The 11,673-nt window shown below is 64.5% G+C and carries 11 protein-coding genes; 7 read left to right on the forward strand and 4 right to left on the reverse strand.

Annotated elements, in window-relative coordinates:
• Positions 1-51: 51 nt before the first annotated feature.
• Positions 52-735: an ATP-binding cassette domain-containing protein gene (locus CIMIT_RS02365; protein WP_038588635.1), complete on the reverse strand. Its 684-nt coding sequence runs from the start codon at positions 733-735 to the stop codon at positions 52-54.
• Positions 732-1,085 (reverse strand): GntR family transcriptional regulator, encoded by a 354-nt coding sequence (locus tag CIMIT_RS02370; RefSeq protein ID WP_038588638.1) that lies wholly within the window; start codon positions 1,083-1,085, stop codon positions 732-734. The genes CIMIT_RS02365 and CIMIT_RS02370 overlap by 4 nt, the downstream gene beginning before the upstream one ends.
• 346 nt (positions 1,086-1,431) lie before the next feature.
• Between CIMIT_RS02370 and CIMIT_RS12030 the strand changes: the two genes are divergently transcribed.
• Positions 1,432-2,379 (forward strand): hypothetical protein, encoded by a 948-nt coding sequence (locus tag CIMIT_RS12030; RefSeq protein ID WP_051904735.1) that lies wholly within the window; start codon positions 1,432-1,434, stop codon positions 2,377-2,379.
• A gap of 261 nt (positions 2,380-2,640) precedes the next feature.
• On the opposite strand, the gene CIMIT_RS02380 is transcribed toward CIMIT_RS12030, so the two are convergent.
• Positions 2,641-4,815 carry an NADP-dependent isocitrate dehydrogenase gene (locus CIMIT_RS02380; protein WP_038588641.1) on the reverse strand — a complete coding sequence of 725 codons (2,175 nt, stop codon included), beginning with the start codon at positions 4,813-4,815 and terminating at the stop codon, positions 2,641-2,643.
• Between the two features lie 91 nt (positions 4,816-4,906).
• On the opposite strand from CIMIT_RS02380, the gene CIMIT_RS02385 reads away from it, so the two are divergent.
• The 6 genes from CIMIT_RS02385 to CIMIT_RS02410 all read left to right on the forward strand — a co-directional run bounded on the left by CIMIT_RS02385 (position 4,907) and on the right by CIMIT_RS02410 (position 10,409).
• Positions 4,907-5,830 carry an exodeoxyribonuclease III gene (locus tag CIMIT_RS02385; protein WP_038588643.1) on the forward strand — a complete coding sequence of 308 codons (924 nt, stop codon included), beginning with the start codon at positions 4,907-4,909 and terminating at the stop codon, positions 5,828-5,830.
• Between the two features lie 2 nt (positions 5,831-5,832).
• Positions 5,833-6,624: a trimeric intracellular cation channel family protein gene (locus CIMIT_RS02390; RefSeq protein ID WP_051904736.1), complete on the forward strand. Its 792-nt coding sequence runs from the start codon at positions 5,833-5,835 to the stop codon at positions 6,622-6,624.
• Between the two features lie 119 nt (positions 6,625-6,743).
• Entirely contained in the window at positions 6,744-7,790 is a 1,047-nt protein-coding gene (gene bioB / locus CIMIT_RS02395) for a biotin synthase BioB (RefSeq protein WP_034997388.1), read from the forward strand.
• On the forward strand, positions 7,790-7,993 hold the full coding sequence (bsaP, locus tag CIMIT_RS02400; RefSeq protein ID WP_038588649.1) for a biotin synthase auxiliary protein BsaP: 204 nt from the start codon (positions 7,790-7,792) through the stop codon (positions 7,991-7,993). Before bioB ends, bsaP begins: the two co-directional genes overlap by 1 nt.
• A 233-nt stretch (positions 7,994-8,226) precedes the next feature.
• Positions 8,227-9,231, forward strand: a complete 1,005-nt coding sequence (gene trpS / locus CIMIT_RS02405; protein WP_038588653.1) for a tryptophan--tRNA ligase — start codon at positions 8,227-8,229, stop codon at positions 9,229-9,231.
• Between the two features lie 83 nt (positions 9,232-9,314).
• Positions 9,315-10,409: a YhjD/YihY/BrkB family envelope integrity protein gene (locus CIMIT_RS02410; RefSeq protein WP_038588656.1), complete on the forward strand. Its 1,095-nt coding sequence runs from the start codon at positions 9,315-9,317 to the stop codon at positions 10,407-10,409.
• On the opposite strand, the gene CIMIT_RS02415 is transcribed toward CIMIT_RS02410, so the two are convergent.
• Positions 10,360-11,643 carry a D-alanyl-D-alanine carboxypeptidase family protein gene (locus CIMIT_RS02415; RefSeq protein ID WP_038593782.1) on the reverse strand — a complete coding sequence of 428 codons (1,284 nt, stop codon included), beginning with the start codon at positions 11,641-11,643 and terminating at the stop codon, positions 10,360-10,362. The genes CIMIT_RS02410 and CIMIT_RS02415 overlap by 50 nt on opposite strands.
• Between the last annotated feature and the right edge of the window lie 30 nt (positions 11,644-11,673).

The raw sequence follows: 11,673 nt of genomic DNA on the forward strand, positions 1-11,673 counted from the left end.
CGGCCAGTGTTGCCAGGTAGGATAGCGGCTTGAAGGGGCTGAGGAAGAGTTTCATCGTGCGGGCCTTTCCGTCGCGAGGAGGTCAATGAGTTCGGCATCGTCCGGATACTCGATGGGCAGGTGGACATCGGCCTCGCCGATAGGTTCGGCGAACGTCGCGCGTGTCGTGGGGCCGAGGCTCGCCGTCTCGGCGACGGGGAAGCGGGCGATAAGGTCTTTGATCTCGGCGGTGGGGCCGGTGACCGTCGGAAAACGCAGGCGGGCGTCGTCGAGTGGGACAGGGCGCGAAACCACCCGATCAAACACTTGGATGACATGGGTGGCAAGACCCACGAAGTCCTCCGGGCGATGCGATGCCATCACTACGCTGCGCTGCGGGTTCTCCGCGATGTAGTCGATCAGCCGCTGGCGGACCTGTTTGCGGGTGGTGGTGTCGATGCCATCAAACGGCTCGTCGAGGAGTAGCAGGTCCTTGCCGATGACTAGGGCCACCTCAATGGTGAGTAAGCGGCGCTGCCCAACGGAGAGATCTCTGATGCGGTTGTTGGGGAACTCGAGCTCTACATGTGGGTGGATGGCCGCGACTGCGCGCAGGTGATCGTCCACGGTCGTGCCTGCAAACTTGGCATCCGCACCAGCCGGAACGAACGCGGCGTGCGGGTTCATGAGCGTGTGGAGGTAGTGAGTTTTGCCGGCGGCGTTTGGGCCGACCAGCGCGTAGAAGCCGGGGTTCATTGCGTGCGCTCCTTTTCAATCATTGCGGTCAGCTCCTCGGTGGTGATGCCGAGTTGGTTGGCCTCATGGACAAACGGTTGGACAAAATCGCGGGCAAATGCCTCACGACGCGTACCTAATACCTGGTCACGCGCACTCTCTAGGACAAACATGCCGAGCCCGCGACGCTTTTCCAGCAGGCCTTCGTTGAATAGTTCGGTGAGCGCCTTGGCGGAGGTTGTTGGGTTGACGGAGTGATATGCGGACAACTCGTTGGTGGACGGCACCCGGTCGCCGGGGGCGAGGGCGCCAGCGCCGATGAGGTCACGTAACTCATCAGCAATCTGTTGGTATATGGGTTTGCCACTCATGTGGGTAACTATATAACTAGTATGTTTGGAGTGTCAATAGGTGGAGACTCAATGCCCGTGCCTGGAAGACGAAATCGCTGTTGGACTGCGCTACTACTAACTCTCCCTGCTTGAGCAAATCCAGACGCTCAACCGCGCTATCCGCTACGATCTGCGTGAGACCTGCTGCCGCTCAACGCCGTGCAGCTCGAGTTGCTGCGCCGCTACCGCGCCGTCGACGAAACCTTCCTCGTCTCCAAGACGATCCAGGTCACCATGAACGGGCTGGCCACCGCGCTGCGCAACGCGGGGTAGGTTTTTCCCCGCGCGAGGGAACCGAGACCTGGTTTTCGCCGTCAAACTAGGTATGGGGATTGACAGGGAAAACCAGGTCGAGCTGCAGCGGTGGGAAGAACGGAAGGGGGAGCTGCGGCGGGAGATCGTCGATAAGCGCACGCTGTCGCGGGAGGCACTCGTGTATCTCGCTGAGCACTATTTGGCGCTGAGCTCAGTGATCTACTACCCGCGTAGCGCGTGGGAGGAGTTGCGATACCATGAGCGGCAATGGCTGCGCGTTGAAGCCGCTGGCAGGACAAGTAACAGCGCGATCCTAGTTGGACGTTCGGCTGCGCGGATGCACGGTATGTGGGTCATTAGCACGTCAGCGGAACACATTGAGCTCGCCTTGCCATCCGGGGGTGTCTCTACCAACAGAGATCGTAGTCAGGGCCTGGTGTTTCGTCGATCGAAACTGCTCCCGATGGACATTGGCGACGTTGACGGGCACCGACTGACAACCGGTTTCCGCACTTTCGCTGACATCGCCCGCTACCACGGATTCGTCGAGGGACTCGTGGCGGCCGACTACCTACTCCGGAGAGGGTTCGATCTGGAGATGCTGCATACACATGCAGCCTTGCTCGGAAGAGCCAAGGGGATCGGCACGGTGAGAAAATGTTTGGACCACGCGGTAGCCAACTCCGATTCACCGTACGAATCCCTCGCGCGTGGGCTGCTCATCCAAGCAGGAATTGGTCCGGTGACAACGCAGTATGAGGTGGCTGGGCGGTATGCCGATCTGTGCATCGATGGCTGGCTGCTCATCGAGATCGATGGTGAGGTGAAATACCAAGGTCCAGACGCAGAACAGGTGAGGCAGAAGGAATTTCGCCGGCAAAAGCGGATAGCGAACCAGGGGTATGTGTTCCTGCGGTACTCGCCGGGCTTCCTGCGCAGAAATCCGGAGACGTTTGTGCAAGAAGTGCGCGACACTCTGGTGGGGCAGCAGAAAGCGGTGCGGCGGAGGCTACGTTGATGCGGCTGACACGAAAGCTAAAACGTAGCGGGAGAAGCGTAGCCCCTAAAACGTAGCCTTTCGAGTAAATCATGTTTGAGTTGGCCAAAGTTTTTCCGTTTACTCGAAAGGCTACGTTCTAGAGGCTACGCATTAGGGGCTACGCTTCTGGGGCTACGTAATGCGGCATCGACAGGCCAGGTCAAGAGTCGCAAACCAAAACCCCGGCCGCCGCGAAAACGCAGCAACCGGGGCCGGAAAGTCGGACAGTCGACCTAACGCTTACTTCTCCAGCGCGTCGATGATCTTGTTAAACGTTGCGGACGGGCGCATGACCGCGGAGGTCTTCTCCTCGTCCGGCCAGTAGTAGCCGCCGAGGTCGGCAGCGTTGCCCTGGGCGTCCAGGAGCTCCTTGTCGATGGTCTCGGCGTTTTCGCGCAGGGCCTTGGCGATCGGCTCGAACACGGAGGCCAGCTCGGCGTCGTCGGTCTGGGCGGCCAGTGCCTCTGCCCAGAACAGGGAGAGCCAGAAGTGGGAGCCGCGGTCGTCGATCTCATTGACCTTGCGGGAGGGGGACTTGCCTTCGTCGAGAAGCTTTTCGGTGGCCTTGTCCAGCGCAGCGGCGAGGACGCCGGCGCGCTCGTTGCCGTTGGTGTTCTTCTCGTGGCGGAAGGACTCAGCCAGCGCGAGGTACTCGCCAAGCGAGTCCCAACGCAGGTGGTTCTCCTCCTGGACCTGCTGGACGTGCTTCGGGGCGGAGCCGCCGGCACCGGTCTCGAACAGGCCGCCGCCAGCCATCAGCGGGACGACGGAGAGCATCTTCGCGGAGGTGCCCAGCTCGAGGATCGGGAACAGGTCGGTGTTGTAGTCACGCAGCACGTTGCCGGTCACCGAGATGGTGTCCTCGCCGCGGCGGATGCGCTCGACAGAGGTCTTGGTGGCCTCAATCGGGGACTGGATGGAGATGTCCAGGCCCTCGGTGTCGTGGTCAGCCAGGTACTTGTTCACCAGGTCGATCAGGTTGCGGTCGTGCGCGCGCTCCTCGTCGAGCCAGAAGATGGCCTTCATGCCGGAGAGGCGGGCGCGGTTGACGGCCAGCTTGACCCAGTCCTGGATCGGGGCGTCCTTGGTCTGGGTGGCGCGCCAGATGTCGCCGGCCTCGACATCGTGCTCGATCAGCACGTCGCCTGCGGAGTTGACGACCTGGACGGTGCCGTCGGCCGGGATCTTGAAGGTCTTGTCGTGGGAGCCGTACTCCTCGGCCTTCTGCGCCATGAGGCCGACGTTCGGGACGGTACCCATGGTGGTCGGGTCGAAGGCACCGTTGGCGCGGCAGTCGTCGATAACAGCCTGGTAGACGCCAGCGTAGGAGGAATCCGGAATGACGGCCAGGGTGTCCTGCTCCTGGTCGTCGGCGTTCCACATGTGGCCGGAGGTGCGGATCATGGCCGGCATGGAGGCGTCGATGATCACGTCAGACGGCACGTGCAGGTTGGTGATGCCCTTGTGGGAGTTGACCATGGCGAGCGCCGGGCCGTCGACAAGCTGCTGCTCAAACGCCTTGCGGATCTCCTCGCCGTTGTCCAGCTCGGACAGGCCGTCGAGGATGGCGCCGAGGCCGTTCTCGCCGTTGAGGCCAGCCGCCAAAAGCTCCTCGCCGTACTTGTCAAAGACGGGCTTGAAGTAGGCGCGCACGACGTGGCCGAAGATGATCGGGTCGGACACCTTCATCATGGTGGCCTTCAGGTGCGCGGAGAAGAGCACGCCCTCTTCCTTCGCGCGCTTGACGGCCTCTTCCAGGAATGCGTCGAGCGCCTTCGCGGACATGTAGGTCGCGTCGATAACCTCGCCGGCCTGGACCTTTAGGCCCTCCTTGAGCACGGTGCCGTCGGTCATCTTGATGGTGAGGGTGTCCTCGGCCGGGATAATGACGGACTTCTCGTTGTGGCGGAAGTCGCCGGTATCCATGGTGGCGACGTTGGTCTTGGAGTCCTTCGACCACTCGCCCATGGAGTGCGGGTGCTTCTTGGTGTAGTTCTTCACGGCCTCCGGCGCGCGGCGATCCGAGTTGCCCTCGCGCAGTACCGGGTTGACGGCGGAGCCCTTGACGGCGTCGTACTTCTCCTGTGCGTCCTCGTAATCCGGGATGTCGAAGCCCGCGGCCTGCAGTTCAGCGATGGCCTTCTTCAGCTGCACCAGGGAAGCGGAGATATTCGGCAGCTTAATGATGTTGGCCTCGGGCGTCTTCGCCAGCTGGCCGAGCTGTGCGAGCGCGTCGTCGACCTTCTTGTCGCCGAGGCGGTCCGGGAACTGCGCGAGGATGCGGCCGGCGAGCGAGATGTCGGCGGTGTCCACGTCGATGCCGGCGCGGGAAGCGAAAGCCTCCACGATCGGCTTGAGGGAGTATGTCGCCAGCAGCGGCGCTTCGTCGGTGCGAGTCCAGATGATCTTAGCCATTGTGCTCCTCATAACTCAGGTTGGCAGTATTCAACTCTTCAGCGTACAGCTTTTGCATACCGCTTGTCCTGTAATAGGTAGTCTCGGGGGCATGAGTCTCACTATCGCTTCTGTGAATGTCAACGGGATTCGGGCCGCCACGAAGGTCCGCAACGAGCGCAATCTCGGGATGTTGGAGTGGCTGCGGCACACCCCGGCCGAGGTGGTGCTGATGCAGGAGGTCCGCGCGACCGAGGAGCAGGCGCGCGCTGCGCTCGCCCCGGCGCTGGAGGAAGGCTGGGAGCTTCTCGTCGCACCCGCCGAGGCCAAGGGGCGGGCCGGGGTTGGCATTTTGTCGAAGCGCCCGCTTATCGACGCCCAGATCGGCCTCCCCGGCTTCGAAACCGCCGGCCGACTCATCGCCGCCACCCTGCCGGGCGGGGAGCGCGTCGCCTCGCTGTACCTGCCGTCGGGCGCGGCCGAGACCGCGAAGCAGGACGAGAAGTACGAGTTCCTGGACCGCTTTGAGCCGCTGCTTCGCGAGTGGGCCGTGCAGTACCCGCAGATGGTGATCGGCGGCGACTGGAACATCTGCCACCGCCGCGAGGACCTGAAGAACTGGAAGGGCAACCGGAAGAAATCCGGCTTCCTGCCCTCGGAGCGCGCGTTTATGGACTCGGTGTTCGGCGCGTTCCCGGACGAGGAGGCACAGGATATAGAGGACAAAGACGTGGCCGGTTGGGCGGGCGCGGTCGAGTACGGCACGACCGGCACCGTGCCCGCTGCGCGTACCGCTGCGACCGAGCCGGTGTGGTTCGACGTGGCCCGTCGCTTGTCGCCGGACGCTGCGCCGTACACGTGGTGGACGTACCGCGGTCAGGCTTTTAATAACGACGCGGGGTGGCGCATCGACTACCAGGCGGCCACTGCCGACATGCTCGCGCGGGCCCAGCGCAGCTGGGTGGAAAAGGCGGAGGCGGTGGAGCTGCGCTGGTCGGACCACTCGCCGCTGTTGGTGGAGTACGCGGAGGGCTGAGCATGATCGCTGATTTTTTCGCCGGCTTCAGCACTGAGCACCTGCTGGTCATCCTCTACCTCATCGGCATTATCGCCGAGGCCATGACCGCGGCAGTCGCGGCGGGCCGGATGCGCATGGACCTCTTTGGCGTGATCACCCTGGGCGCGCTCACCGCGCTCGGCGGCGGCACGGTCCGCGACGTCGTCCTGGGGACCTACCCGGTCACGTGGGTCGAGCAGCCGCTCTACCTGCTCACCGTGATTATCGCTGCGGCCGTGACGGTGCGGATCAGTTGGTTGATGGTGCGGTTGCGGCGCAGCTTCCTCGTCGCCGATGCGATCGGGCTGGCCACCTTCGCCGTGCTGGGCATCCAGACCGCGGTGAGTCACGGGCACGGCTTCATCATCGCGTGCGTGGCGGCAGTGACCACGGGCGTGTTCGGCGGCGTGCTCCGCGACGTGCTCTCGGACCGCGTCCCGCTCGTCTTCCACAAGGAGATGTACGCCTCGGCCGCCGTTATCGGCGTCATGGTGTGGTGGGGGCTTGACTGGCTGGGCGCGCACGAATGGGTGGTCATCTTGGCTACGCTCGCGACAGTCCTCGGAGTACGACTGCTCTCCCTGAAGCGGGGCTGGAGCCTGCCCGTCTACGAGTACGACGAGGAGGCGGCGGCCGCCTACGACCCTCGCGACGCGCTGACCACGTTTTTGTATCAGCGCGCCCGCCGCATCCCGGGTGCCCGGACGGCGTACCGGGGCCTGCGGAAGATGCGGCTGCCTCCGAGCAGCGAGCGCCGCCGGCCGGAAAACTAAGATGCGCGCTCCGCCCCCAGATTTGGGGAGGCGGGGCTTTTTTCGGGGATTGACTGAACGGTGTTCAAGGTATGCGGTAGCCTTTTGTCAGTCATTACATTGAGAACGGAGTATTACCCATGTCACATGCACCAATTCTTGATATCGCCCGCGAAAAGGCCCTGGAAAAGGGCGAAGGCCTGAACCAGGAGGAGATCCTCCAGGTCCTCCAAGTTCCGGACGAGGACCTGAAGGAACTGCTGGAGATCGCGCACGAAACCCGTATCAAGCACTGCGGCGTGGACGTCTCGCTCGAGGGCATCATCTCCCTGAAGACCGGCGGCTGCCCCGAGGACTGCCACTTCTGCTCCCAGTCCGGACTGTTCGAGTCCCCAGTCCGCGCCGTGACCCTGGACATCAACGAGCTCGTCGAGGCTGCCAAGCAATCCGAGAAGATGGGCGCGGCCGAGTTCTGCATCGTCGCCGCCGTGAAGAGCCCGACCCAGCAGCTGCTCGACCAGGTCGCCGAAGCGGTCACCGCCATCCAAGAGGAAGTGGACATTTCTATTTCCGCCTCCCTGGGCATCCTCACCCAGGACCAGGCACGCCAGCTCAAGCAGATGGGCGTGTCCCGCTACAACCACAACTTCGAAACCGCGAAGTCCTTCTTCCCCAACGTGGTGACCACCCACACCTGGGAGGAGCGCAAGAACACCCTCGAGTACGTGCTGGCAGAGGGCATGGAGACCTGCTGCGGCGGCATCATCGGCCTGGGCGAGTCCCTGGAGCAGCGCGCCGAGTTCGCCGCCCAGCTCGCCGAGATCGAGCCGCACGAGGTTCCGATGAACTTCCTCGACCCGCGCCCGGGCACCCCGTTTGAGGACCGCCCGCTGGTTCCGCAGGGCGAGGCGCTGCGCGCTGTGGCCGCGTTCCGCCTGGCTATGCCGACCGCCCAGCTGCGCTTTGCCGGCGGCACCGAGCTCGCGCTTGGCGACGACGGCACCGAAGCCGGCCTCCTTGGCGGCGCCAACGCGATTATCGGCGGTAACTACCTGACCACCCTGGGCCGCCCGATCGAGCAGGACCGCGAGGCCGTTGACCGCGTGCTCGACCTGGGCATCACCCCGGTCGGCCAGAAGATGAAGTCCGGCCACGGCGCGCTCTACGACACCATCAAGGCCCTCTAATGCGCGTGCCCGACAGCACCGAGCTTGCCGACGCCATCCTGTCCGGCGAGCTCCAGCTGCCCGTCAACCCGAACCGCCCCTACGACGCGCCGCGGATCTGCCCGGTCTGCGAGCGCCGCATGGTGGTGAAAATCAGCCCCTTCGGGTGGGAGGCCTGCTGCTCCCGCCACGGGCTGCTGCGCTCGGAGTGGTTGGAGCATTAGAGGTCCTGGAGGGGCTCAGTGAAGTCGGATTGCTGCGTCCAGTTCAGCAGCCTCTTTCCGCCACTCTGGGTCGCGAGCTCAGCTCCGCTCCTGATTTGTCCAACGGCGCGTTTGTCATGCCAAAACCCTAGTGGTGCGTCTAGCCAAAGTGAAGGGCGGCGGAGACTGAACCTCCGGGAGTTTTCCCACCCAAACCCGCTCTTCCGCCCGCGCTACGGATAGACTAAGGAGCCATGTCGAAGCAACGCGTCCTTTCCGGAATCCAGCCCACCGCCGACTCCTACCACCTGGGGAACTACCTGGGTGCGCTGAAGCAGTGGATCGACCTGCAGGACGACTATGAGGCGTTCTACTTCATCCCCGACCTGCACGCGATCACGGTAGAGCAGGATCCGGATGAGCTGCGCCAGCGCACGATCGCCGGCTGCGCGCAGCTGATCGCGCTGGGTATCGACCCGGAGAAATCCACGCTGTTCGTGCAGTCGCACGTGCCGGAGCACGCCGAGCTGACCTGGGTGCTGCAGTGCCTGACCGGTTTCGGCGAGGCCAGCCGCATGACGCAGTTCAAGGACAAGAGCCAGAAGCAGGGCCAGGACCGCACCTCGGTGGGTCTGTTTACCTACCCCGTCTTGATGGCCGCGGACATTCTGCTCTACTCGCCGCACCTCGTGCCGGTGGGTGAGGACCAGCGCCAGCACCTGGAGCTGACCCGCAACCTGGCCGAGCGCTTCAACGCGAAGCGCGGCGAGACTTTCGTGGTGCCGGAGGGCTTCATTCCGGAGGGCGCGGCGAAGATTTACGACCTGCAGGATCCGACCTCCAAGATGAGCAAGTCGGGCGCGAACCCGAAGGGCCTGATTAATCTGCTGGATGAGCCGAAGACGTCGGCGAAGCGCATCCGCTCCGCGGTCACCGACACCGACGGCGTGATCGCCTACGACAAGGAGAACAAGCCGGGCGTGTCCAACCTACTGGTCATCCAGTCGGCGCTGACGGGCAAGTCCATCGACGACCTGGTCGCCGGCTACGAGGGCCAGGGATACGGCGCGCTCAAGGTGGACACCGCGGACGCGCTCGAGGCCTTCACCACGCCGCTGCGCGCCCGCTATGAGGAGCTGATGGCGGATCGCGCGGAGCTCGAGGCGATCCTGGCTCGCGGTGCGGCCCGCGCCCGCGAGGTGGCTGCGCCTTTGCTCGCCGAGGTCTACGAGAAGACCGGTTTTCTCAAGCGCGCCTAGGCGCTCGCTTATCGACGGCTGCGTCTTTCCTCTACGATTGAGTTCCTGACACCAGCTCACTGAACTTGAGGAAGGACTGCCGTATGGCAACATCGACGTCGCCAACCAAGGCGTACACCGACGACCATGGCATCGAACGCGCAACGAAGCAGCAGCAGGAGGGCGCCGCTGACGAGATCGCGGAGAAGGCCCCGGCCGTCGGCCACCTGATGCGCATGAACGAGCGCTTCGCGGCGCAGGGCGGCAACCAGTTTGCCGCGGGCGTGACGTACTTTTCTGTGTTGTCGCTGTTCCCGCTTTTGATGCTGGTGTTCGCTGGCCTTGGTTTCTTCCTCAACGCGCGGCCTGACCTGATGCAGCAGATTCAGGACCAGGTCACCCAAAGCATGGACGGGGACCTAGGCGAGATGGTCAACGGCCTGATCGCCTCTGCGATTGATCAGCGCGGGGCCGTGGCCGGGATCGGTTTGCTCACCACCCTGTGGTCCGGCCTGGGCTGGATGAACAACCTGCGCGTCGGTGTGTCCGCCATGTGGAACCTGGACGCGGACGAGGGCGGCAACTTCGTGACGAAGAAGCTGTGGGACCTGCTCGGCCTCATTGGCCTGATCGTCCTGTTCGTCGTCGCGTTTGCAGTCACGGCGCTGGGCGTGTCCAGCTGGACTAATACTCTGCTTGAGTACGTCGGTCTCGACGAGGTACCGGGCGCGCGCGTGCTCGTGTGGGTGGTTGGCCTGCTCGTTGGCGTGCTGGCGAACTTCCTGGTCATGCTGTGGGTGGTCATGTTCCTGCCACGCACGAAGGTGCCGGTGAAATCCGGTATGAAGGGCGCGCTGCTCGGCGCGGTCATCTTCGAGGTGATCAAGCAGTTCGCCGGCGTGATCATCAGCTCGCTGACGGGCAACCCGGCCGGTGCCATCTTCGGCCCGTTGATCTCGCTGATGGTCGTGATGTACCTGATCTGGCGCGTGGTGCTCTACGTCTCCGCCTGGACGGCGACGACGGAGGAGAGCCTGCGCCTGGCACCGGCAGAGGTGCCGGAGCCCGCAGTGATTAACGTGCGCGCGGGTGCCGCCCGCCAGGAAACGCGCAGCACTGGTACCGGCAAGGCGGTCGGTGTTGGCGCGGCTATTGGCGCGCTCGGTGTCGGGGTCGTTTCCCTCTTGACCCGAGACTAAGCACAAGCGCCACAAGCGCGAGCACGGTGACACCGGCGACGATCCCGATGGACAGCCACGGGATTGTTGCCGGTTTTTCTTCTATTGCAGGGGCAGCAGTCGGGGTGGGAGTAGGCGTGGGGGAGGGGGTCACGGGGGCGTCGAGAAGCGAGGCGACGCCCGCACCTGCGGCGATCGGGTAGGCGGCATGCAGCAGCTCCTGCGCCTGGCCCCACGCGCGGTGCTTACCGATCGTGGTGTCGAGGACGACGGCAAAAAGGCGGCGGCCGTCGTGGTTGACGGCGCCGACGAAGGTGTGGTTCGCGTCGTCGGTGAACCCGGTCTTGCCGCCGATCCCGTCCGGGTCCTGCAGGTAGAGCTGGTTGTCGTTCCACATCTCGAAGCCGGGTGTGTCATCGAAGCCGGGGAAGGGGTAAGACTCCGTGTCGACCGTCGCCGCGAAGACGGGGTTGTTGAAGGCGGCGCGGTAGGCCAGGCCCAGGTCCCAGGCGGAAGACGACATGCCGGGGGCGTCGAGCCCGGAGTAGGAGGCGACGAAGGTGTCGCGCATGCCCAACTCGTGGGCGAGCGCGTTGACCTTGCGCAGGGTTTCCTCGTCGCCGCCGAGCTCCTGGGCGAGCGCGTGCGCCGTGTCGTTGCCGGACGACATGAGCAGACCGTGCAGCAGATCGTCGACGGTGTAGATGCCGCCCGCGCCGAGGCCTGCGCGCGAGCCTTCCTGGTCCGCGGACTCCGCCGAGACGGTGACCTGCTTGTCCAGCGGGAGCTCATTGATGGCGACGAGCGCGAGGAGCACCTTGATCACCGACGCAGGCCGGTAGCGCCCGTGCGGATCCTTCATTGCCACGACCTCGCCGGTGTCCGCATCGGCGACGAGCCAGGCCGAGGCGTAGACGTCGTCGGGGACCTCGTAGCCCGCCGGGGCGCTGACGCCGCACGGGCCGTCGTAGTCCTGCGGCAGTGGGGGCGGGGTAGGCGCGCCCGGCGCGAGCCGCTCCGAGGTGGACACGGCCCGGGGCGGGTGCTGCGCGTTCGGGCAATTATCGGTGTTGGGTGCCTCGATGCGCACAGGCGGGATCCATTCGCCGTTGTCGGCGAAGTAGCCCTCAACCGGCTCCAGGGGCCACTCCGTCAGCGGATCGGGTTCTTGTGCGGCAGCCGGGGAAGCGAGCGCGAGCGGGGCGCTGAGCAGCAGCGCGGAGAGACAGAGTGAAAGATGAGCGTTTCCAGGCACAGGGACTGATGCTACGCCGCCGGACACGCG

It is taken from the genome of Corynebacterium imitans, assembly GCF_000739455.1.
Lineage (GTDB): Bacteria > Actinomycetota > Actinomycetes > Mycobacteriales > Mycobacteriaceae > Corynebacterium > Corynebacterium imitans.